Source organism: Streptomyces lunalinharesii, from assembly GCF_039532155.1.
Taxonomy (GTDB): Bacteria; Actinomycetota; Actinomycetes; order Streptomycetales; family Streptomycetaceae; genus Streptomyces; species Streptomyces lunalinharesii.
Genome location: NZ_BAAARK010000038.1, coordinates 25049 through 47511, shown reverse-complemented (window position 1 = coordinate 47511; position 22463 = coordinate 25049). Strand labels below are relative to the sequence as shown.

The following is a 22463-nucleotide window of genomic DNA, read 5'->3' as shown; positions in this document are numbered from 1 at the left end:
ACGAGATGACTCCACCGACCTCGGCCCACACCCACTGGGAAGGCCCTGGGGCCCCACGCGTCGCCCCCGGCCGCGGCATCCCCTTCGGCAGCAGCAGCGTCCAGCACGGCACCGCCGTCTTCGAAGGCATCCGGTGCTACGCCGGCGCGCGCGGCCCCGCACTGTTCCGCCTCGACGACCACCTGCTCCGGCTGCTGAACTCGGCCCGGCTGCTGGGCATCCGCCACGACCACGACCTGCCCCGGCTGCGCGCGGCGACGCTGTCCGCCGCGGCGGCGAGCGGCTTCGCCGACGCCTACGTGCGCCCCGGACTCTTCGCCACCGACCCGATCCTGAGCATCGACCTCTCCTCGTTGCCGTTCACGCTGGGCGTCGAGGTCTGGCCGGTCGCCGCGCCGCCTTCCGCACCGGCCGCTGCGGAACCCGGCGTCCGGCTGACCGTCTCGCCGTGGCGCCGCCCCTCGCCGGCGACCTTCCCCCCGCGCGCCAAGGCCGTCGGCACCTACGTCACCTCGGCCTTGGCCAAGACCGCGGCAGTGACCGCCGGCTTCGACGACGCCCTGCAACTCGACTGCGTGACCGGCCGGGTCGCCGAGGCCACCGTCTCCAACGTGTTCCTCGTCAGGCAGGGCCGGTTGTGCACGCCGTGGCTCGCGGACAGCCTGCTCGCCGGCATCACCCGCGACACCGTGCTGACCCTCGCCCGTGACCTGGGGATCGAGGTCGCCGAGGAGCCGGTGGACGTGGGCGACGTGCGCGCGGCGCAGGAGGTCTTCCTCACCGGCACCGCCAGCGAACTGGTGCCGGTCGCATCGCTGGACGGCCACCGGTACGCGCCCGAACGCCCGGTGTTCGACGCGATCGCGGCGGCCTTCCGGGCGACGGTGACAGGCCGCGCCGGACATCCGGAGTGGCGTACGCCGGTGGCCGCGCCCCGGCCGGACGCCCCGGCGGCGCTCGCGTCCTGACCCCGTCCTCGGCACCACCGGATCCCCGGGCGCCCGCCCGGCCGCCGCACCCCGTCCCCTTCCGGAGGAAACCCCATGAGCAACAGCACCAACGAGCGTCAACTCTTCAGTTCCGGCTCCCCGTTCGAGGCGGTGGTCGGCTACTCCCGTGCCGTGCGGGTCGGTCCGTTCGTCTCCGTCTCCGGGACGACGGCCTCGGGGCCCGAGGGCCCGATCGGCGGCGACGACGCGGGCCGGCAGGCCGCCGAGGTGCTGCACCGCATCGCCGCGGCCCTCAAGGAGGCCGGCAGCGACGTCGGCGACGTGGTCCGCACCCGGGTCCACCTCACCGACATCGCGGACTTCGACGCCGTCGCCCGCGCGCACGCCGCGGTGTTCGGGCAGGCGCGGCCGGCCACCACCTTCGTCGGGAACGCGGCGCTGGCGCACCCCGCCCTGCTGGTGGAGATCGAGGCCGATGCGATCGTCCCGGAGGACGGTCGCTGATTCGACGCATGCCGCCACGACGAGAGAGACCGACCCGAAGAACGGCGCCACCCCACGTACGCACCCGCCCGGCTCCGACGGGCCGGGTGGCGGGCGACGTCGCAGCCGAGCGGCGCACGGAGCACCGGGGCCACGTCCCGGGTGCGGCTCCGTGCGCCGCTCGTGGCGCACTGGCACCGGAGGGCGGGCAGCCGGACGAGAAAGGCATCTGGTGATCCAGCAACGAGCCGTACAGACGCGTCGACGTGTCCTGCAGGCGGGCGCCGCGGAGTTCGCTCGGCGGGGCTACGCGGCCACCACGCTCACCCACATCACGCGGACGGCGGGGGTGACGATGGGGGCGATCACCTTCCACTTCGCGTCGAAACGGGCGCTGGCCGACGCGGTCTGCGCGCAGGGGCACCGGATCACGCGCGAGGCCGTGGCGCCCGGCGGGGGTGCGGGGCGCGGGCTACAGGCGGTCGTCGACATCACGCACGCCCTGATGCTGCTGCTCGGCGAGAACGACCTCGTCCGTGCCGCGAGCCGGTTGGGCGGCGAGGTGGGGGACCGGAACGGTTGGTACGGGGCGTGGCTGCCCCACCTGCACGCGGCCTGCGTCCGCGCGGGCCGGGAGGGGGCGTTGCGGGCGGGGGTGGACCCGGCGACGGTGACCGTGCTGGCGGTCGGCCTCGTCGCGGCGGCGGAGACCGCGGCGCTCCAGGCCGCCTGTGCCCAGGCCGGCACGACGACGGCGGCGCAACTCACCCGGGCCTGGCGGACCCTGCTGGGCGCCGTCGCCCCGCCGGACGGCGCCCCGGGCCTCAGCCCCTGAGGTCCGGGGCGTCCGGGTCCTCCGGGGGGCCGGCCGGGCCCGCCGCCCCTCGACCCGTTCCGCCGTCCTCCGTGGTGCCGTTCGGCTTTGGGGGCGTCAGTCGGCGGGCGCGGTGCTTGGCGACGTTGAGGCGGTTGCCGCACAGTTCGGGCATGCAGTAGCGGCGCCGCCCCGCCTTGCTGGTGTCCACGAACATGCCGTCGCACACGGGCGAGGCGCAGTGCCGGATGCGATCGTGACGGAGCGTGCGGAGCACGCCCAGGAGACCGGTGCCGATGACGGCGGCCAGTTGCTGCGCGAGCGGGGCCCGGGGATCCGTGGTCACGTACCACTGCCAGCGCCCGTCCACGTCCCGTTCGAGGAACGGACCCACGCTGGCCCGTCCGACCAGGGCGTTCGCGCCCGCCACCACCTGGTCCTCGCTGTCGGACTCCAGGAGCGCGCGCAACTCCCCGCGCAGCGCCAGCACCTGCTCCAGATCCTGCTCGGTCGCCCGGCGCCCGGGCTCCGGGGGGTCGACCGGAACCTCGAACTCCACCAGGAAGCGGTCGAGCGCGGCGGGATCCACGAGCATTTCGCCCGTGCTCCTGCGGACCAGGGCGGAGGTGTTGACCAGGTCGGTCGCGACACCTGCACCCAACGCGTAATCGGAAAAAAGAAACTTCAAGCCTTACTCCATGCTAGAGTAACTGGAGAACATTGATTATACCCCTTAGCTCTGGAGGGATCGGCATGAGCACGCATGCCCAGCCCACCCCGTGGAAGCTCCACCAGCGCGTCCCGGTCGCCGGCGGCGAGGTCGCCACCGGGATCTTCGGCGAGGGCCCGCCGGTGGTCCTCGTCCACGGCACCCCCGCCTCCTCCTACCTCTGGCGCAACGCCGTCCCCGCCCTCGCCCGCCACCACACCGTCTACGTCTGGGACCTCCTCGGCTTCGGCGCCTCCCGGATCGCCCCCGGGGCCACCCCCTCCATCGCCCAGCAGGCCCGCACCCTCGCCGAGCTCGTCGACCACTGGGGGCTGACCGCACCCGCCCTCGTCGGCCACGACATCGGCGGCGGCGTGGTCGTGCGCGCCCACCTCCACGACACGGTGCCGGCCTCCCACCTCGCGCTCCTCGACGCCGCCGTCCTCGGCCCCTGGAACACCCCCTTCACCGAACACCAGCAGCGCTACGCCGAGGCGTACCGCACCATGCCGGCCCACATCTTCGACGACCTCGTCACCGCCCGCCTGCGCACCGCGGCGCACCACCCGCTGTCCGAAGCGGCCGCCGCGGCCTACCGCGCCCCCTGGGCGGGCGCCGAAGGGCAGCGGCGCTGGATCGACCAGGTCTGCGCCGTCACCTACGAAGACACCCGCGAGGCCGTCGACCGGCTCGGTGAGATCACCGTGCCCACCCTCGTCCTGTGGGGCGCCGAAGACCAATGGCTGCCCACCACCACGGGCGACCGGCTCGCGGCCGCCATCCCCGGCGCCGAGCGCCTCACCCTGCCCGGCGCCGGCCACTTCGTCGCCGAGGACCAGCCGGAGGAGACGGCCGAGGCGCTGGTCGCGTTCTTCGGGCACCAGCGCGGCTGACCGGGATGCGGCGCGCCGCCGCGCCCGCCCCGCACCCCGCGTGCCCACGCCCTCCGTCCCGCCCCGCCGGCCCCCGTCTGGAGGATCCGTCATGTCCGCCCTCACCCCGCCCACCCCCGCCCCGGGCTCCCCGCCCGCTGCGGCCGGCCCGACCGGTGCGTTACCGGAGCAGCAGCCCGCCCCCGGTGGACGCCCGGGCGTCGCGCTCCTGGCCGCGCTCCTCGGCTTCCTCATCATCACCGTCGACGTGTCCGGCGTGAACATCGCGCTGCCCGCGATCCGTTCGAGCCTGCACGGTGGCATGGCGGGCCTGCAATGGGTCGTCGACGCCTACACCCTGATGTTCGCCGCGCTGATGCTCTCCGCCGGCGCCTTCGCCGACCGCGCCGGGGCCCGCCGCGCCTACGCCCTCGGCGTCGCCCTCTTCACCGTCGCCTCCCTCGCCTGCGCCCTCGCCCCCGGCATCGGCACCCTGATCGCCGCCCGGGTCGTCCAGGGCAGCGCCGCCGCCGCCGTCATGCCCGCCTCCCTCGCCCTCATCCGGCAGACCTACGAGGACCCCGGACGCCGCGCCCGCGCGATCGCGCTGTGGTCGGTGGGCGGCTCGCTCGCCATGGCCATCGGCCCCGTGCTCGGCGGCGCCCTCACCGAAACCGCCGGCTGGCGCGCCGTGTTCCTCCTGAACCTCCCCGTCGGCGCCGTCATCCTCGGGCTCCTCGCCCGCGTCCCCGTCTCGGCCCGCCGGCGCGTCCCCTTCGACCCGGCCGGCCAGGCCACCGCCGTCCTCGCCCTCGCGGCCCTGGCCTACGCCGTCATCGAGGGCGGCCACGCGGGCCGGCTGACCTGGAGTTGCGCCGTCGCGCTCGGCATCGCCCTGGCCGCGGCCCTGGGCTTTCGCACCGCCGAGGCCCGGCACCCCGCTCCGATGGTGCCGCTGGAGATGTTCCGGCAGCGCGAGGTCGTCGTCACCCTCTCCGTCGGCTTCGCCGTCAACGCCGCCTACTACGGCACGATCTTCCTGCTCGGCCTCTACTACCAACAGCTGCGCGGCATGTCCGGCACCGCCGCCGGGCTGATGTTCGTGCCCACCGCCGCCGTGATCACCGCCGTGAACCTCCTCTCGCCGCGCCTCGCCGACCGTTACGGGCGCCGGCCCGTCATCGTGTGGGGGCAAGCCCTCCTCGCCCTGGCCATGGCGGCGTTGCTGGTGCTCGGGCCCGACACCCCGGCCTGGCTCGTCCTCGTGCTGCTCCTGCCGTTCGGCATCAGCGCGGTGACCGTCCCCGCACTGACCGCCCTGCTCATGGACCGCGTGCCGGGCCACCGCGCCGGCACCGCCTCCGGACTGCTCAACGCCATGCGGCAGACCGGCGGCGCGCTCGCCGTCGCCCTCTTCGGCACGCTGCTCGCAGGACCCGCCGACGGCGACTTCTCCGTCGGCGGGCTCCACCTCAGCCTCGCCCTCGCCGCCGCCCTGCTGTGCGCCACCACCCTGCTGGCGCGCCTGCTGCTGCCCCGCGACTGACCGGCCGGGCCCGCCCGGTCGCACCGCCGGCTCCACACCGGAAAGGACACGACACTCATGAAGGCACTCCTCCGCTCGCTGCAACGGCTCTTCCAGGACGCGCCCCACCTCGACGCCACCGGGCCGGCCCTCCACCCCAGCGCCCCGCCGTTCCACCGTCACGAAGGCCGTACCTCCGACCGCCCGGCCCCCGCGCACCCGTCCGCGCCGCCGACGGCTCGCGCCGAGCGCCCGACCGTCCGTGGCGTGCCCCCGCAGCCCACGCGGTCCGCCGCGGCGGACGAACCGACGAGTCGGCCCGCGGACCGGTCGGCCTCCCGAACGGAGAACCCGTTGGACACCGTCGCCTTCCTCGCCTACCTCGACGGCCGGCAGAGCCGCTGGCGGCTCACCCTGGACGACTGCATCGCGCACGCCGGCGAGGACCCGCGCGCCCGGCTCCTCGCCGTCTTCGACGCGCTGAAGGAGTGGGCCGTCTCGCCGTCCGGCTTCCGCAGCTGCGCCTTCGTCCACGCCCAGGTCGAACTCGTCCGTCCCGAGCACCCGGCCCGCACCGTCGTCGCCCGCCACAAGCACGCCCTGCGCACACGGGTGCGGGAACTCGCCGAGGCCACCGGCACCCCCGACTCCGACCTGCTGGCCGACCAACTCCTGTTGCTGTACGAGGGCGTCATCGCCCAGTACACGGTCGGCACCGTGCACGACGCGGTGGACCGGGCCCATGCCACCGCCCGGCAGCTCATCGCCGCCGCGACCCCCTACCCGCTGGACGCCTTCTGGGCCGGTCCGCGGGCGTCGTGAGGGCGGCCCCGGACGCACACGGACGCGGCGCGCCGGGAAGACCGCTCACACGTCTTCCCGGCCCGCCGCGTCCGTCGGCCGACCGGTACGTCCTACGGCTGGGCCACGAGGGTCACGTGGTCCACGCCCTGGGCCGCCGGGATGCCCGCGCCGAGGCACTTGTACGCATCGGGGGCGGGCGAGGCGAGGACCCGGGTCGCGGCGTAACCCGCGAAACGGCCCGTCAGCACCTCTCCCACGCCCGCCGAGACGGTCTGCCCCGCCGGGCGGCCCACGACGTAGGTGAAGGTGGCGGTGGACCCGCCGCCGGTGTCCCAGCGGAACTGCGGGGAGCCCACCGAAATCAGCTGGTTGGACAGGCAACTCGCCTCCACCACGTAGCTGGAGGAGAAGACGACCGAGGTGACCGCCCCGCCCGTGCACGACAGCGTGCTGCGCGCGGTGACCCGGGTGGGGCGTTTGCGCACGGTCAGGCCGGGCGAGAACGTCTCCGCGATCGTGCCCGAACAGGAGACGACCCGCGGCTCGGGCGCACCGGCGGCCCACGCGGGCCCGGCGGCCAGCGTGCCGCCCGTCACCGCGAGCAGCAGGGCACCGGACAGGCCGGCGGAACGGCGTATCGAAGAACGCATGGTGACTCTCCCTCAGGTTCCCTGTGGGTGTGCGGGGTCCTCGGCGGCGGGCGGCACGAACGCCACCGCGCGCCCGGGTGCGCCGGTACCGCCCTCGACCTTCAGCGGCAGGAAGCAGAACCACGCGCCCCGTGCCGGCAGCCGGTCCAACCCGGTCAGGCACTCGACGTACACCGCGCCGGCGCTCAGCCCGCGGACGTGGGCCGGCACGCCGTCGTGCGCGGCACCCATCGACGGTGCGTCGGTGCCGACGCACCGCACGCCGCGGTCCAACAGCAGCTCGACCGCGGCCACATCGGGCGCGGGCCAGCCGGGCGCGCGCCCGGTCACGATGACGTCGTACAGGTACCCGTCGCCCTCGGGGCCGCGCCGGTAGCGCGCGTCCCAGCCGGTGCGCAGCAGCACCACCTCACCCGCGGTCAGGCTGCCGTGGCGACGCTCCCAGGCGATCAGGTGGTCCGCCGTGATGAACGGGCTCACCCCGCCCTCGCCCCGCCCGCCGGTGTCGAAGGTCGCGGGCGCCGTGAGGTCCACGACGGCCGCGGGCCCCATCAGCTGGGACACCGGCACCCGTTCGGCGGTGACCTCGCCCGCCGGGCCGGCGTGCGGCAGTCCGGAGTCCGGGGGCGGGACGAAGTGACTGGGCGCGTCGAAGTGCGTCCCGGTGTGCTCGTCGATCGCCATCCAGCGGGTGGCGTAGGGCGCACCGCTGCGGTTGTAGACGGCCTGGGCACCGTTCCTGCGCGTGGCGAACCAGCTCCAGAGCTTGTGCTGGTAGGGCTGGTGGGCGGGCCAGTGGCAGGGCAGGTCCTCGGCCAGCGTCAGCGAGAGGTCGAGCACCGTGCACGCCTGGAGCTGCGGGACCGGCAGCCCGTCGGCGGAAGCGGGGCGAGTCGTCATGCGGCCACCCCCGCCCGGTCGTGGGCCGTCCGCGGACCGCCGGCCGCTTCGTCGTCCGGCCAGGAGACCCGCTCCATGCGCACCGCACGCCCCTGACGGACCTCCAGGACCACCGCCCCCAGCACCAACGGGCCCACGCTCACCGACGGCATCGCGCCGGAGAACGGGTTCCCCGTCGAGCGCAACCCCGAGACGAGGTTCGCGGGCGCGAAACCCTGGACGCCGTCGCCGGGACCGGTCATGCCGACCTCGGTGACGAACGCCGTCCCACCGGGCAGCAGGTACAGCGGCCCGGTCGCCTCGTGGGTGTGACTGCCGAACACGGCGGCGGCCTCGCCGTCCACCGCGTGCGCGAAGATCTGCTTCTCCAGCACGTGGTCGCCGTGGTAGTCGACGATCACCGCTCCCCGTCGGTCCGCCCGCTGCCAACCCTCCCACGCGGGAAGGAACTTGCCGGCCGTGGCCTTGACCGACTTCATGGCGCAGTGATCGGCCAGGTTGAGCACCGTCACCGTCTCACCGGCGGCGTCGGCGTGCAGCACGCCCCGGCCCGGCACCCCCGGCGCGAGGTTGGCCGGACGGATGACCTGGGGAAGCTCCAGCAGGCCGACGGACTCCTCACTGTCCCAGGAGTGATTGCCGCCGGTGATCACGTCGGCGCCGGCCGCGAGCAACCGGTCCACCTGGGCGGCGCCCATGCCGAGGCCGTTGGGCGCGCTGTTCTCGGCGTTCACCACCACCAGGTCCACCCGGTGCCTGCGGCGCAGCTCGGGCAGGCTCGCCGCCAGCCGCTCGGTGGCGCGCTCCCCGACGACGTCTCCACAAAACAGGACGATCATGTGCGACTCCTCAGCCGGTCGAAATTCGAAACGCAGGACAGAAATCAGCAAACGCGCACCGAATTGTGCCGGCCCGCGCCGCCCGGCCGCATCAACCAAGGGTCGTACGGCCGCTGCGACCTCGGTGTCGCCGGGTGAGCGCAGGCGACCGATTCCTCGGGCAACCCGCCGCAGTACGGTGCGCAATTCGCGGTAGCCGAATCCCACTCAACGGGCAGGAATGCCAAGGACCTTACGTCGATTCGAAAAGGCGCCAGCCTCATTACGCTTCCGGACATTCATGTCCACCATTCGATGAATTTCGGAGGCCTGATGACGCTGTCGACAGTCGACGTCGCCCATCTGCTGGTCGCCCTCCTGGTCCTCGTCGTCGCCGCACACACCGCGGGCCGGCTGTTCGCCCGGCTCCGTCAACCACCGGTGATCGGCGAGATCGTGGGCGGCCTGCTGCTCGGACCGACCGTCCTGGGCGCCCTCGCGCCGCACTTCACCGCCCGGCTCTTCCCCGCGACGGGGCCGGTCGCCACCGGCCTGGACGCCGTCAACCAGATCGGCCTGCTGCTGCTGATGTTCCTCGCCGGCGCCGAACTGCGGATCCGCGCGGGCAGGAAGGAGCGCCGCACCGCCGCGGTCATCGCCGCGGCGGGGCTGGTCCTGCCCTTCGCCGCCGGGGTCCTCGTGGTCCTCCTGATCGGCCACCACGACGTCGCGGGGCCCAACGGCACCGCCCTGACCCTCGCGCTCGTCTTCGGCATCGCCACCGCCGTCGCCGCGATCCCGGTGATCTCCCGGATCCTGATGGACCTCGGCATCCAGGACACGCCGTTCGCCCGCATCGTCCTCATGGTCGCCGTCGCCGAGGACGCCGTCCTCTACATCGTCCTGGCCGTCGTGCTCGGCCTCGCCGCGGCCCGGTCCGACGGTGCCGGCGGCCTGTGGAACGCGATCGGCACCGACGCACCGCTGCCGACCATGGCGTACTACCTCGTGGCCACCCTGGTGTTCTTCGCCGTCTGCACGGCCTGGGGACCACGGCTCTTTCGCTGGCTGGCCAGCCGCCGCTGGAACCTGGTGGAACGTCAGAACCCGACCGCCTTCCGGCTGGCGGCCCTCTTCGCCGGCGTCGCGGTGTGCGCGGCCCTGGGCATCAACACCGTCTTCGGTGCGCTGATGGCCGGGATCTGCGCCGCCCGCAGCGACTCCGGCAGCCCGGACCTCCAGGCCGAGGGCCGATCGCTGCACGCCTGGGAGGCGATCCGGCACTTCTCCCTGGCCTTCTTCGTCCCGGTCTACTTCGCGCTGGTCGGTCTGCGTCTGGACCTGGCCCGCCAGCTCGACCCCGTCTTCTTCGCCTGGTTCCTCGCCCTGGCGTGCCTCGTGAAGGGCGGCAGCGTCTGGCTGGCCGGGATGGTGACGGGCGCGGGACGCAGCGCCGCCACCCGCCTCGCGGTCGCGCTCAACGCCCGTGGCACGCCCGGCATCCTGCTCGCCAGCGTCACCTACGGCGCCGGCATCATCAACGCCCACTTCTTCGCCGCGCTCGTCCTGATGTCCATCGTGACCTGCCAGATCGCCGGATTCTGGCTGGACCGCGCCTGCCGCCGCGACGCCCGCGCCACCGGGCCGGCCGCCGCCCGCCCCGGCCCGCCCACCGCCCCGGAACCGCACTCCACGGCTCCGACCGCGATCCCCCAGGAGGTCCCGTGACCGCACCCCCGGAAGCCCGCCGCCTGCGCGGCAAGACGTGCCTGATCACCGGCGCCGCGCAGGGCATCGGCCGGGCCACGGCCGAACGCTTCGCCGCGGAGGGGGCCCGCCTCGTCCTCGGCGACATCGACGGTGCCGCACTCGGCCGGCTCGCCACCCGACTGACCGCCGCCGGCACCGAAGTCCGCACCGCCGTCGGCGACGTGGCCGACCCCGGTGCCGCCTACCGGATGACCGACACCGCCATGGAGAGCTACGGACGACTGGACGTACTGGTCGCCAACGCCGGCGTCCTGCCCCTGCAACGCATCACCGAGGCCACCCCGCAGGACTGGGACCACGTCATGGCGGTCGACGGCCGCGGCATGTTCCTGTCCTGCAAATACGCGATCGAGGCCATGCTGCCGAACCGCAGCGGCTCCATCGTCTGCCTCTCCTCCATCTCCGGCCTCGCCGGCCAGGAGTCGCAGAGCACCTACGGTCCGGCCAAGTTCGTCGCCTCCGGACTGACGCTGCACCTGGCGGTGGAATGGGCCGCGCACGGCATCCGCGTCAACGCCGTCGCGCCCGGCACCATCAGGACCGACCGGGTACGGCGCCTGCCCGACGAACCGGGCGGCGCCGACTACCTCGCCGACGTCGCCCGCCGCCACCCGCTCGGCCGGATCGGCGAACCCGCCGAAGTCGCCGCCGCCATCTGCTTCCTCGCCTCCGACGAAGCCTCCTTCGTCACCGGCGCGATCCTTCCCGTCGACGGCGGCTACCTGGCGCAGTGACCCGACCACGACCCGCACCCCGGCCACCTGTTGGCCGACCCACCACGAGAGCAGGAGCCATGACACCCCAGCCCACGACGGTCCCCGCGACCACGCCCGCCGACCCGCCCGGAACCGCCGCCCTCCGGGCCGCCGTCCGGCAACGCATCCGCGTCGTCCCCGACTTCCCCGAGCCCGGCATCCGGTTCCAGGACCTCACCCCGGTCTTCGGGGACCCGGAACTCGTACGGCGCCTGGCCGTGACCTTCACCGCGGCCTTCGACGGCGCCTTCGACCGCGTCCTGGCGATCGAGGCCCGCGGCTTCGTCCTCGGCACCGCCGTGGCCGCCGCCGCGGACCGTCCGCTCGTCCTCGCCCGCAAGAAGGGCAAGCTCCCAGGCCCGGTGCACCGCGCCGACTACGCCCTGGAGTACGGCACGGCGACCCTGGAGATCCAGCGCGACGCCCTGGCGCCGGACGACCGCGTCCTGGTCGTCGACGACGTCCTCGCCACCGGCGGCACCTTCGCAGCGGCCGGCGCGCTCGTCGCCGACGCCGGTGCCACCGTGGCCGGTTACGCCGTCGCGGCCAGCATCGCCGGCCTCCACGGTGCCGCCCGACTCGCCCCCGCCCGGGTCTTCTCCCTCCTGACCACCGCCGACTGACGGCCCCGACGACGGTCCGGGACCGGCGGCCCGGACCGAGCGGCCGGTACGCCGAGGGCCCGGTCCCCGCCGCAGCGGGAACCGGGCCCTCACACCGTGCCGCTACGCGGCGGGCGGTGGCCCCTGCGCCGCGAAGTGCCGGCCCACCAACAGCCGGTTGCGTTCCCGGCTCGCCTGCGGCACGGCGTCCAGCGGCGTGATCACCGAGGTCGCCAACGCGTTCTGGCAGGCGCACTTCGGCTCCGGATCGAGCGATTCCAACAGCGCGACCAGACTCGCCTTGGCGGCCGCACTGTTGCGCCGCATCACCTCCGCCACCCCGCTGGCGCTGACGTCATCGGTCTCGGCGCGCCAGCAGTCGTAGTCCGTCACCAGCGCGAGCCCGGCGTAGCACAGCTCCGCCTCACGCGCGAGCTTGGCCTCCGGCAGGGCCGTCATCCCGATGACGTCCAGCCCCCACGACCGGTACAGCTCGGACTCCGCCCGGGTGGAGAACTGCGGTCCCTCCATGCAGCAGTACGTACCGGAGGCGTGGACGACCGCGTCCGTGGCGCGCCGCGCCGCCGCGCCCAGCAGCTCGCGCAACCGGCCGCAGAACGGCTCTCCGAACGGCACGTGCACGACGATGTCCTCGTCGAAGAAGGTCGTCTCCCGCCGGTTGCGGGTCCGGTCCACGACCTGGTCCGGGGTCACGAGATCGCCCGGCCGGAGCTCCTCGCGCAGGCTGCCCACCGCGCTGACACTGATCAGTTGACGCACGCCCAGGCTCTTGAGGGCGTAGACGTTGGCGCGTGCCGGCACGTTGGTGGGCACGATCTGGTGCCGCCGCCCGTGCCGGGGCAGGAAGGCCACCCTGATCCCGCCCAACGAACCGACGACCAGCGCGTCGCTGGGATCGCCGTACGGGGTCACCACCCGGACCTCACGCACGTCGGTCAGCGCCTCCAGGTCGTAGAGCCCGCTCCCGCCGATGATCCCGACCTCGACCGCGTCCGATTCGGTTGTCATGCCGCACACTCCATTCCGCTCGCCGTCATAGCGACACCTGCCTTTCTCGCTCGGACGCTACCGGCGCCGTGCGCCGCGCGAAATTCACCGCCGGCGCACCCCACTGCGACGCGGGGCACAGTGCACCGGCCCGAAAGTCGTAGGCGAACGGGCGCACCGGCCCGAATTCCACCGCATTCCCTTTCCCCACTGCCCCTTTCCGGCGGGCTTCCCTAAACTCCACCGCAAGAAAAGCAAGAGAAGCAAGGAGAAAGCACCTCGCGCGGCGAGGGGAGTTCCACTCCCGCCATCCGCAGAAGAGTCCCGGAGGGACGATGCCAGCGAATCCGTTTCTGTGCGGCCGTGACCGTGCTCCGGCGCGAGCGGCCCTGCGCGCCACCGGCCTGTCGACCGAGGACCTGTCCCGGCCGATGATCGGCGTGGCCCACAGCTGGATCGGCACGATGCCGTGCAACCTCAACCACCGCCGCCTGGCGGAGTCCGTGATGCGGGGTGTCCGCGACGCGGGCGGCACCCCGCTGGAGATCAACACCATCGCGATCTCCGACGTGATCACGATGGGGACGGAGGGGATGCGGACCTCCCTCGTCAGCCGGGAGGTGATCGCCGACTCCATCGAACTCGTGGGCCGCGGCCACGCGTTGGACGGTCTGATCACCATCGCGGGGTGCGACAAGACCCTGCCGGCCGCCGCGTTGGCGCACGTCCGCCTCGGACTGCCGGGCCTGGTCCTGTACTCCGGCACGATGCTGCCGGGGCGCTTCCGCGACGCCGAGGTGACGCTCCAGGACGTCTTCGAAGCGGTCGGCCGCAACGCCGCCGGCGAACTGGACGACACCGGGCTCGCCGAACTGGAACGGGCCGCCTGCCCCGGCGCCGGCGCCTGCGCGGGCCACTACACCGCGAACACGATGGCGATGGCCCTGGAGTTCCTCGGCCTGAGCCCGTTCGGCTCCATGGACCCGCCGGCCGCCGACCCGAGGCGGACGGCGGTCTGCGAGGACGCGGGCGCACTGGTCATGCGCATGGTGGAGCAGGACCTGACACCCCAGAAGATCCTCTCCCCGAGCGCGTTCCACAACGCGATCACGGCGGGTACGGCCACCGGCGGGTCCACCAACCTCGTCCTCCACCTCCTGGCCATCGCCCGCGAAGCGGGCATCGCACTCGACCTGACGGACTTCGACGCGATCAGCTCCCGCACCCCGGTCATCGCCGACCTGCGCCCCAGCGGCCGCTTCACCGCGGTGGACCTGGACCGCGCCGGCGGCACCCGTGTGGTGGGCCGCGTGCTGAACGAAGCGGGACTGCTCGACGCGGACGCCCCGACCGTGACGGGACGGACCGTGGCCGAAGAGGTGCGCGAGGCCCGGGAGACCCCGGGCCAGCAGGTCGTCGTGCCGGCCGGGCGCGCCCTGAGCCCGACCGGCGGACTGCTGGTCCTCAAGGGCAACCTCGCGCCCTCGGGCTCGGTGGTCAAGGCGTCCGCCACGATGACGCCGCGCTTGACGGGGCCCGCGGTGGTCTTCGACCGCGAGGAGGACGCGATGGCCGCGGTGCAGGCCGGGCGGATCCGCCGCGGAGACGTCGTGGTGATCCGGTACGAGGGGCCGCGCGGCGGGCCGGGCATGCGGGAGATGCTGGGCGTCACGGCGGCGCTGGTGGGCCGCGGCCTCGGGCCGCACGTGGGACTGGTGACCGACGGCCGCTTCTCCGGAGCGTCCCGGGGACTGATGGCCGGTCACGTCGCACCGGAGGCCGCGGTCGGCGGACCGCTGGCCGCACTGCGCGACGGCGACCAGGTGACCATCGACCTCCGCCGGCGGGAACTGTCGGTGGCGCTGTCCGCGTCCGACCTGGCGGACCGCCTGGCGGCCTGGACCGCGCCGCGCCCCCGTTACGACTCGGGCGTGCTGGGAAAGTACGGGTCGTTGGTGTCCTGCGCGTCGACGGGGGCGGTGACGACGCCGGTGCGTGCCTGACGCCCACGGACCCCTTAAAAGACTCCGACGGATCGATGACGGAAAGACAGGAGAGTGTGCCATGGCGGTGGACCCCACGGGCCGGAGCCTGAAGCAGTTCCTCCAGGCGGACCCCGAGGCCCCGGTGGTGATGCTGAACCTGCTGCGCTTCGCCCCCGGAAGCGGGGAGGAGGGCTACGCGGACTACCTCCGGCACTTCCGGCCGCACGCCGAACGGGTGGGCGCCACCATCCTCTACTACGGCCTGGGCTCCACCCCGGTGGTCGCCGAGCCGGGCCAGGACTGGGACGCGGTGCTGCTGGTGTCCTACCCGTCCCGCAGCGCCTTCTGCGAGATGGTCCGCGACGACGCGTACCAACGCGGTACGCAGCTGCGCACCTCGGCGGTGACCGAGGCGGTGCTGCAACCGACGTCGGACGCCGCCGAACGGGTGTGGGGGAGCGCGACCGCGCACCCCTGAACAGGCCCGTCGCCGCCGTCAGATGCGTCCGTCGTGCCAGCGGGGCCCGCCCTCGGCCCACTCGCGCTCCCACTGCCGGATGCGGCGCGCCCTCAGGTGGTGGCGCACCCCATGGAGGACGCCCCACAGCACGGCGCCCCATCCGACCGCCGTCAGGACGCCCACCAGCGCGGCCGCGACCACGCCACCGGTCGCGTCCAACGGCTCCTGGGTGAGCCGTCCGCTGCCGTCCAGCCACACCGCAACGCCCGATCCCGCCTTGCGCCCGGCCTCGACCTGCGTGACCCCGCGGTGCAGGGTGCTGCGGGCATCGCGCCAGCGGACGGGTGCCCGCACCGTGTCGAGGTTCCCGCCGTCGGAGTAGGGGCGTTCCGTGCGGCCGGGGGCGTCGTCCACCAGAACGGCGGTGGCGGGGTAGCGCTCCAGGCGCTGGTTCCGAAAGGCGTCGTGGGCCGCCCGGCCCGTGACGACACCGACACCGGGGCCGCCGATCACCACCAGCACCAGGACCAGCAGCAGCACCGCGGCCTCCACGACGTCGGACGGGCGCTTGAGCGGATTGTTCCGCCAACGCCACAACACCTTCACCGGGTTCACGGCCGACGCCTCCCCACGCCTGGACTGCGGACCCGCGCCACCCCCGCACGACCGGCCGGCGCCACCGTTCCGCTGCCGCGCCGCCCGACACGCCAACCAGCCGCATGGCCAAGGGGGTTGAGGGCCCGTACGCACATGAGGGGCCAGTGTGCCGTGCGCACCGGCGCGGACGGGGCGAGCGCGCAGAACTGGCCGGTATCCGTCGCGTCGGCCGCGGGGATCCAGTCACCCGGCGGCCGACCGGAGCGCTCGCGCTACCAGCCGCGCCACAGCTGGTACCGGACGGTCGCGACGAGGTAGGCGACGAGGCACGCCAGCCCCGGGAAGAGCGCCATCCCGACGACGGCACTGATCCCGCGGAAGCCGGACTCGGGCCCCGACACGGCGAACGCCACGAAACCCGCAACACCCGGCAGCAGGAGGGCGATCGCCCACGCCCGGCGGACCGCGATGCGCCGCCGCCAGGCGAGGTCCTCGTGGCGCCACCGGATCGCGGGAGCTTCCTCCTGGGCCCGGCGCACCGCCTCGGCACGCCGGCCCACGTGGCGCTCGGCGGGGCCGAGGGCGTCGCTCAGGCGTGCCGACCGACGAGCTCGTCGGCACGCCTGGTGAGGCGTTTGACGGTGCGGCCCTCGGTGGCGCCCGGGGCCGGTTCGACGCGTTCGTCGCGGTCGTAGTAGGCGCCGTTGACGACGTCGGTGGCCGGGTCGCACAGCCGGACGACGTGCGCCGCCCCCCGCGCCGCCGGTTCGCCCTCGACTCCGTAGAGCGACAGCAACCCCGTGGCGCAGACGCCCGGGTGGACGGAGACCGCGGTGACCCGCGGGTCGGCGGCGAAAACGGTGAGTGCGAGCTGGGATTGGGCGTAGGCGGCGAGCCGGGAGTACCGGCGGGACCGTTGCAGGTCGTTCCACTGGAGGGAGGCGGTGCGGTGCAGCGACGAGGAGACGTTGACGACGCGCCCACCGGGGCCGTCGGTGAGCACCGGCTCCAGGAGGCGGGTCAGCAGGTAGTGGGCGAGGAAGTTGACTTGGAAGGCGGTTTCGTAGCCGTCGGCCGTCAGGGTGTGGCGCTCCGGAGCCGCGGTGGCGGCGTTGTTGACCAGGACGTCCAGGCGGGGGTGGTCGGCGAGGACCCGGCGTGCCATCGCCGTCACCTCGTCGAGGCACCCGAAGTCCGCGGACAGCGCGCACAGTCGGCCGGCATCGAGGCCCGTGGCGGCGAGCCGCTCGGTGGCCGCGCGGGCCTCCGCGAGGGTGCGGCCGTGCACGAGGACGGTGGCACCGCGTTCGGCGAGCTGCCTGGCGGTCTCGTGACCGATGCCGGAGGTGGCACCGGTCACCAGGACGGTGAGGGAGGAAAGGTCGAAGGTGGACATGATCCATCCGCAGGAAGAGGGAAGGGGGCGAGTGCGCCGCATCCGCGGCCCGGGGCAACGGCGACGGGCGCACGAGGGAGCGGGGCGCCTGATGTGGTCAGCGCGCCCCGTCGGAATGCGGAGAGCCCTCAGCGCGAGGCGGAACTCTCCGTGCAGCGCGGCGCACGACACGGGGCCGCCGGATGAGGCGGACGGTCGAGAAGGAGCCAGGCGCTGTTCACAGGAGCCATCCCAGCCCGCCCGGCACCTGCGGTGCAAGGCGGCCGCGCTCCTTTTGTTACGTCCCTGATGAGCCGGGTTCCCCAGACGTCCTCCCCGCCCCCGGGGCTTCAGCTCGCGGGTGTGCGGCGGTCGCGGACGGCGGCCAGCACCGTCCCGGCGGTCCCGGCGAGCAGCGGCACCACCATGGCCGCGAACAGCCAGCCGGACACGTGCGGGTCGGCCGTGGAACGCCACAGCACCGCGCAGCCGACCAGGAGCGAGAGGCCCGTGCAGGCGTTGAGCACCAGCAACGCCCGGGCGGTGCGCAGCGCCGAGGCGCGGGTGCGGGGTCGGTTGAGGGAAGAGCGCACCAGTCCGTTGCCGAACGCTGCCGCGTCCTTGGGCAGTTCGGCCTCCGGTGTCACGCGCAGCATCAGCTCGGCGCAGGCGGTCAGCAGCACGGTCGCTCCGAGGTGCACGAAGACCAGCGCGAACGCGCTGCCGATCGTCGGTTCGGTCCAGGCGTCCACGCCGTCGATGCCGATGTGCCGGGGGATCCGGTCCGGAAGGTGGGGGTAGCGCAGGACGCCCCAGACGAGGAGTGCGGCGAGCAGTGCGACGTTGGGAAGCAGCCACCGGCGGATCGGACGTGAGAAGACCATGGGGTCGATTGTCCGCCGTCGGCGCGTTCGCCGCAGGGGATGGCGCGCGTCCGGTCGCGCGCGGGTGCCTGGTGCGCTCGTCGCTTCAGTGGTCCACCGTGTGGGCCTCTGTCCGGGTGGGGGTTCGGCGTGGTGCGCGCGAGCCGCGGGCGAGGTGGTGCTGGAGGCGGGCGTGGCGGAACTGGTAGACCGCGCCGGCCTGGCGGAGCACGCCCCGTCGGTAGGCGTCTTCGAGGAAGGCGACGACGGACCAGGGGAGCCGGCCGGTCAGCGGCAGCCAGATCCGGGAGAAGACCGTCCACTGGCCCCAGGAGGTCAGGCTGAACGCGTAGCCGAGGGCGCCGCCGAGCCCGCTGATGACGCCCAGTTTGAGTGCGGCCGTGAGGTTCCAGACGAGCGGCCCCAGGACCGCCGACGCGGGGTAGACCACCGCCATGGATCCGAAGCCGACGAGCACGCCGAAGGCCGGTGACCAGAGAAGGAGTTGGGTGGCGACGGTACGGCCGTTCGTCCGCAGCAGGCTGATCGGATTGACGGCGGTGCGGATGTCCAGAGGCGTTTCGAAGAGGGTGAGCAGGCCGAGGGCGGGGCCGGCCGCCAGGGCGAACATCAGGCCGTAGATGACGCCGTCGCCGACGCTGCCGGCCACGACGTCCGGGAGCCCGACGTGGGCGACGGCGCCGTTCAGAATCCCGCGCACGAAGCCGTAGCCGACGCCGAAGACCAGGCCGCAGAGCCCCCCGATCGCCAGGCGCCGGAGGGGATTTCGGCCGGTTCTCCGCTCCCCGCTGCGGAGCTTCATGCGGACGACGGACGGCTCCACGGCGGTGTCCTTGGCCGCGACCAGGAACCAGTACGCGATCCCGAACAGGAGCCCCGTGAGGAGCCCCGCCACCAGCCCGTCCAGGAGTTGGTACGCCAAGGAGTCGAAGAGGGTGCCGACGACGCCGTCGACGAGCGCGATGGTCAGGCCGATCACCAGCGCGGTGACCAGCGTGCGCGTGGTGCGGCGCATCCCGTGGCCCAGGCGCCACCACTCCAGGTCGGGGGTGTCGAGCCGGTTCAGGTGCTGGGCGAGGTAGCCGAGCCAGTGCCGGGCGCGCTCCGGGTCCCAGGCGCGGAGCGGCCCACTGCCGGGGCGGTGTTCGGGGCGGGGGCGGTAGGCGGTCGTGACGAAGTTGTCGAGGAGGTGGTCCTCCAGTTCCTCGGGGGTGGCGAAGTGGCGGGTGTCCAGCAGCGCGGCCGGGTCGCCGTCGGGGGTGTCGCTGTAGACGGCGCGGGCGAGGGTGACCATCAGCGGAGTGGTCAGCACCGCGGCGAGGTTGGTGCCGGCCCGGCTGCGCGGCCGCTCGCGCAGTGCGTGCAGCACGGGTTCCCAGCCGGTCGCCGAGCGGCCGCGGGCCTTGCGGGCGGTGCGCGGCAGGTACGCGGCCAGGTCGTCGAGGGTGAGATCGGTGAGTTCGACCGCGGCGGCGGAGGTGAGGACGTCGGTCTCGGCCACTGCGGCGGCGTACTCGGACGGCCGGCTCGTCAGGAGCAGCGGCAGCGTCGTGGCGTTGAGGGCCTCCAGTGCGGGGCGGCGCAGGCCGTCGGCGATCTCGTCGAAGCCGTCCAGCACGGGGAGGATCCGGCCGGTCTCGACGAGCCCCTCGGCGAGGTTCGTCCCCCCGGGCCCGGGGGCGGCGAGGCCGGGGTGATCGCGCCGGAGTTGCGCGGCGAGCCAGTCCCGGAGCGTGATGGCGGTCGGGTCCCACGAGCCGATGCTGAAGATCACCGGCACGGCGTCGGCGCGGCCCCTGGCCTTCAGGTGGTCCAGGACGAACCGGACGGTGAGGATCGTCTTGCCGGAGCCCGAGCGGCCCAGCACCACCAGTCGCCCGGACGGGATCCGCCGGTACACGTCCACGATCGCGTCGAGTTGCCCGCCCAGTTCCAGGGGGGCGTGGGCCTCCCCAGGGGGCAGGCGGCGGATGTTGGCCCAGTGGTCGGTCAGTTCCTCGGCGACCGGCCGCCAGCGCACCGGCAGCGGATAGGGGTCGTGGACCTGCCGCTGTTCCTCCTCGCGTCGCCAGCGGGCGGCCACCGTCTGCGCGACCTGGTCGGCGACGTCGGCCAGGACCTCGTGCAGCGGCGACCGTGGCGGATCGCTCGGCGTCGGCTCGGGGGTGGCGGGAACGGCGGGTGGAACGGGCGGTTCCGCCGGACTCCCGGCGTCCGGACCGGTGCCCTCTCGACCCATGCTGTTCGGACCCGTGCCGTCCGGATCCGTGCTGTCCGGGGTCCGCAGGACGGCGGTCGACAGGAGTCGTTCGCGTTCCTCGGGACGCAGCCCGAGCGCGTCGGCCAGCAGCCGCACGGTGGTCACCCGTGGGTCGGCGCGTTCGCCGGTCTCCAGTCCGCGGATGGTGCGGACGCCCACTCCGGCGCGTTCCGCCAGGGCTTCCTGCGTCAGGTTCGCCTCCCGTCGCAGCCTCTTCAACAGCGCACTGAACTCACTGGTCACGGGTCTCGGCCTTCCCCCGGCATGTCGATATCCCCAGGTGAGGGACTCTAGCGCGGCCACCGGCCGGATACGGCCGGTCTGTCGGCCTGTTCGTTCAACCGCCCCGGGAGCAGCGTCGTCGGCAACTGCCCGACCGCCTCAGCTCAGGAGAGCCCGCAATGCCGACCACCGCGGCCCTCGACCGCCCGACCGCCACCGAACTCACCCGCCAGGAGTGCGAGGTGCTCCGTGCGGTCGGCTGCGGCCTGACCGACGGCGAGGTCGCCGGTGCCCTCGCCCTGACCGAGCCCGCGGTCGACGTCCACCTCCGCCGGATCCTCGCCAAGCTGGAACTGCGCGACCGGGCCGCCGCCATCGTCCACGCCTTCGACTGCGGGCTGGTCGTCCCGGGACGGGGCCCCCGCGTGGCGGCCCGCCCCGTGCCGCGGGCCACCGTCCGCCGGGCGCCGGAACGACGGGTGCGGATCTCCGTGCTCGGGCCGCTGCGCGCGTGGTACGACGGGCAGCCCGTGGACCTGGGGCATCTGCGCCAGCAGGCCGTGCTGGCGGCGTTGGCGCTGTGCCGGGACCGGACGGTCAGCAAGGACGAACTGCTCGACGGGATCTGGGGGATGGAGCCGCCGCTCACGAAGGTCGTGCCGGTGTACATCTACCGCCTCCGCAAGGTCCTGCAGACCGGGAACGGCACGGAGTCGGTGATCCGGCACGACCGGTGCGGCTACCGGTTGGTCCCCGGCGCGGTCGAGGTGGACGAGGCGCGGATGGAGGAACTGGTCACCGCCGCCGGCGCGGCCGAGCGGGCCGGCGAAGTGGCCGAGGCGGTCCGCGTCCACGCCCAGGCGCTGGGCCTGTTCGGCAGCGAGCCGCTCGCCGGGCTCCCGGGCCCGTTCGCGGAGCTGGAGCGGCTGCGGCTCGCCGAGCGCCGGACCGGGCTGCTGCTGCGCAAGCTGGACCTGCAACTGCGGCTGGGCCGGCACGCGGAGACGGTCGGCGAGCTGTGGGCGCTGGCCACGGCCCAGCCGTTGGACGAACCGGTCGCCGCGCTGCTGATGCGCGCGCTGTGTCTCAGCGGCCGGCAGGCCGACGCGCTGTCCGTGTTCGAGCGCACCCGCCGCAGGTTGGCCGACGAGTTGGGGGTGTCGCCCAGCCGGCTGTTGCGGCGGACGCACCAGACGATCATGCGCGGGTGCGATGCCGGCCTCGCTCCGACCGCGCCATGACCGCAGCGACGCCGCGCGCCCGCGGAGCGGAGCTGCTGCTGGCGCGGATCTCCGCGGCGGCCGGCCGCGCCCGCCTCGGCAGACGACGGGCCACCTACCCGGTGACCGCCCACCGCCCCCGCGCGCGCAGGGGCCCGTTCCGAGCGATCCGGCTGCTGGCGCACCTCGCCCCGGGCGGCGGCTCCACCGCGTCGAGGGCGAGCCCGAACGCGCGACTGGACCTGTACGAGCACGGGGCGACCGTTGCCCTGAACGGCCGGATCCACGTCGTCCGTTACGACACCACCTCGATGTTCCGGCACCGCACCCGGTCGCGCGGATCCGCCCCTTCCGGTGGCTCCGTCCGCCACACGCTCACCGACGTCGACTTCCGGTACCTGGTGCTGCGCGGCGGTCCGGACGGCGGTGATCCGCTGCCCTGGGAGGCGGAGCTCCAACGGGCCGTCACCCGGGCCCAGTTACCCGGCGCCCTGGCCGCGCTCCGACGGGGCGAACGCCTCTCCTTCGGAGACGTCTGGCTGACCGGGGAGCAGATCGGCTCCGGCGGGCGTCGCACGCCATGGTCACGGGTGCAGCGGATCGGCGTGCAGGAGGGGGTCCTCGTGGTCACCACCGGTGGTGCGGAGCACCGGTGCGGGCCGGTGTCCAGGATCCCCAACCCCTTCGTGTTCTGGGCGCTCGTCGAACGCCATCGCACCGACGGCGCCCGCTGACCACCGGGGGCCCGGCACCGTCCGCTGCGTCGGTGCCGCGTCCCCCGGGTTTCATCCCCATTCCAA

General features: G+C 74.0%; 23 protein-coding genes. 13 read left to right on the top strand and 10 right to left on the bottom strand.

Annotated features, from left to right (window positions below):
- Positions 1-5: 5 nt before the first annotated feature.
- The 3 genes from ABD385_RS34480 (at position 6) to ABD385_RS34470 (ending at position 2268) form a co-directional block, all read left to right on the top strand.
- Positions 6-968, top strand: a complete 963-nt coding sequence (locus tag ABD385_RS34480) for an aminotransferase class IV (protein WP_344583374.1) — start codon at positions 6-8, stop codon at positions 966-968.
- Between the two features lie 75 nt (positions 969-1043).
- A complete protein-coding gene (locus tag ABD385_RS34475) occupies positions 1044-1454 on the top strand; it encodes a RidA family protein (RefSeq protein ID WP_344583372.1) in 411 nt (136 codons plus the stop codon).
- A gap of 211 nt (positions 1455-1665) precedes the next feature.
- Complete coding sequence (locus ABD385_RS34470; RefSeq protein WP_344583370.1) at positions 1666-2268, top strand: TetR family transcriptional regulator; 603 nt, start codon at positions 1666-1668, stop codon at positions 2266-2268.
- Here ABD385_RS34470 and ABD385_RS34465 read toward each other — a convergent pair.
- Entirely contained in the window at positions 2258-2908 is a 651-nt protein-coding gene (locus tag ABD385_RS34465; protein WP_344583368.1) for a CGNR zinc finger domain-containing protein, read from the bottom strand. The genes ABD385_RS34470 and ABD385_RS34465 overlap by 11 nt on opposite strands.
- A 92-nt stretch (positions 2909-3000) precedes the next feature.
- Between ABD385_RS34465 and ABD385_RS34460 the strand changes: the two genes are divergently transcribed.
- The 3 genes from ABD385_RS34460 (at position 3001) to ABD385_RS34450 (ending at position 6175) form a co-directional block, all read left to right on the top strand.
- Entirely contained in the window at positions 3001-3849 is an 849-nt protein-coding gene (locus ABD385_RS34460; RefSeq protein WP_344583366.1) for an alpha/beta fold hydrolase, read from the top strand.
- Between the two features lie 91 nt (positions 3850-3940).
- The gene (locus tag ABD385_RS34455; protein ID WP_344583364.1) at positions 3941-5374 is read left to right on the top strand and encodes an MFS transporter; all 1434 of its coding nucleotides are present in this window, start codon (positions 3941-3943) and stop codon (positions 5372-5374) included.
- Positions 5375-5431: 57 nt separating this feature from the next.
- Complete coding sequence (locus ABD385_RS34450; RefSeq protein ID WP_344583362.1) at positions 5432-6175, top strand: hypothetical protein; 744 nt, start codon at positions 5432-5434, stop codon at positions 6173-6175.
- A gap of 92 nt (positions 6176-6267) precedes the next feature.
- Here the strand turns inward: ABD385_RS34450 and ABD385_RS34445 are convergent, their stop codons facing one another.
- From ABD385_RS34445 to ABD385_RS34435, 3 genes are read right to left on the bottom strand one after another with little or no spacing between them, the layout of a single operon-like run.
- Positions 6268-6807, bottom strand: coding sequence for a hypothetical protein (locus ABD385_RS34445; protein WP_344583360.1), 540 nt, complete (start codon positions 6805-6807; stop codon positions 6268-6270).
- 12 nt (positions 6808-6819) lie between these two features.
- Entirely contained in the window at positions 6820-7707 is an 888-nt protein-coding gene (locus tag ABD385_RS34440; protein WP_344583358.1) for a cyclase family protein, read from the bottom strand.
- A complete protein-coding gene (locus ABD385_RS34435) occupies positions 7704-8546 on the bottom strand; it encodes a YmdB family metallophosphoesterase (RefSeq protein WP_344583356.1) in 843 nt (280 codons plus the stop codon). Before ABD385_RS34435 ends, ABD385_RS34440 begins: the two co-directional genes overlap by 4 nt.
- A gap of 312 nt (positions 8547-8858) precedes the next feature.
- On the opposite strand from ABD385_RS34435, the gene ABD385_RS34430 reads away from it, so the two are divergent.
- From ABD385_RS34430 to ABD385_RS34420, 3 genes are read left to right on the top strand one after another with little or no spacing between them, the layout of a single operon-like run.
- Entirely contained in the window at positions 8859-10253 is a 1395-nt protein-coding gene (locus tag ABD385_RS34430; RefSeq protein WP_344583354.1) for a cation:proton antiporter, read from the top strand.
- On the top strand, positions 10250-11029 hold the full coding sequence (locus ABD385_RS34425; RefSeq protein WP_344583353.1) for an SDR family NAD(P)-dependent oxidoreductase: 780 nt from the start codon (positions 10250-10252) through the stop codon (positions 11027-11029). The genes ABD385_RS34430 and ABD385_RS34425 overlap by 4 nt, the downstream gene beginning before the upstream one ends.
- Before the next feature lie 59 nt (positions 11030-11088).
- Positions 11089-11673, top strand: coding sequence for an adenine phosphoribosyltransferase (locus ABD385_RS34420; protein ID WP_344583351.1), 585 nt, complete (start codon positions 11089-11091; stop codon positions 11671-11673).
- Between the two features lie 102 nt (positions 11674-11775).
- Here ABD385_RS34420 and mtnP read toward each other — a convergent pair whose 3' ends face one another.
- Positions 11776-12681, bottom strand: a complete 906-nt coding sequence (gene mtnP / locus ABD385_RS34415; RefSeq protein WP_344583349.1) for an S-methyl-5'-thioadenosine phosphorylase — start codon at positions 12679-12681, stop codon at positions 11776-11778.
- Between the two features lie 314 nt (positions 12682-12995).
- Between mtnP and ilvD the strand changes: the two genes are divergently transcribed.
- On the top strand, positions 12996-14663 hold the full coding sequence (gene ilvD, locus ABD385_RS34410) for a dihydroxy-acid dehydratase (RefSeq protein ID WP_344583347.1): 1668 nt from the start codon (positions 12996-12998) through the stop codon (positions 14661-14663).
- Positions 14664-14724: 61 nt separating this feature from the next.
- Positions 14725-15123: a DUF1330 domain-containing protein gene (locus ABD385_RS34405; RefSeq protein WP_344583346.1), complete on the top strand. Its 399-nt coding sequence runs from the start codon at positions 14725-14727 to the stop codon at positions 15121-15123.
- An 18-nt stretch (positions 15124-15141) separates the two neighbouring features.
- On the opposite strand, the gene ABD385_RS34400 is transcribed toward ABD385_RS34405, so the two are convergent.
- The 5 genes from ABD385_RS34400 to ABD385_RS34380 form a co-directional block, all read right to left on the bottom strand.
- Positions 15142-15720, bottom strand: a complete 579-nt coding sequence (locus tag ABD385_RS34400; protein WP_344583345.1) for an Rv1733c family protein — start codon at positions 15718-15720, stop codon at positions 15142-15144.
- A gap of 254 nt (positions 15721-15974) precedes the next feature.
- Positions 15975-16262, bottom strand: a complete 288-nt coding sequence (locus tag ABD385_RS34395; RefSeq protein WP_344583343.1) for a hypothetical protein — start codon at positions 16260-16262, stop codon at positions 15975-15977.
- 29 nt (positions 16263-16291) lie between these two features.
- Positions 16292-17098, bottom strand: a complete 807-nt coding sequence (locus ABD385_RS34390) for an SDR family NAD(P)-dependent oxidoreductase (RefSeq protein WP_344583342.1) — start codon at positions 17096-17098, stop codon at positions 16292-16294.
- A gap of 329 nt (positions 17099-17427) precedes the next feature.
- On the bottom strand, positions 17428-17961 hold the full coding sequence (locus tag ABD385_RS34385) for a DUF1648 domain-containing protein (protein ID WP_344583340.1): 534 nt from the start codon (positions 17959-17961) through the stop codon (positions 17428-17430).
- 85 nt (positions 17962-18046) lie between these two features.
- Positions 18047-20464 (bottom strand): NACHT domain-containing protein, encoded by a 2418-nt coding sequence (locus ABD385_RS34380; RefSeq protein ID WP_344583338.1) that lies wholly within the window; start codon positions 20462-20464, stop codon positions 18047-18049.
- A gap of 158 nt (positions 20465-20622) precedes the next feature.
- Here ABD385_RS34380 and ABD385_RS34375 point away from each other — a divergent pair, with 158 nt between their 5' ends.
- Complete coding sequence (locus ABD385_RS34375; protein WP_344583337.1) at positions 20623-21684, top strand: BTAD domain-containing putative transcriptional regulator; 1062 nt, start codon at positions 20623-20625, stop codon at positions 21682-21684.
- Positions 21681-22397, top strand: a complete 717-nt coding sequence (locus ABD385_RS34370) for a DUF6585 family protein (protein WP_344583336.1) — start codon at positions 21681-21683, stop codon at positions 22395-22397. The genes ABD385_RS34375 and ABD385_RS34370 overlap by 4 nt, the downstream gene beginning before the upstream one ends.
- Positions 22398-22463: the final 66 nt, after the last annotated feature.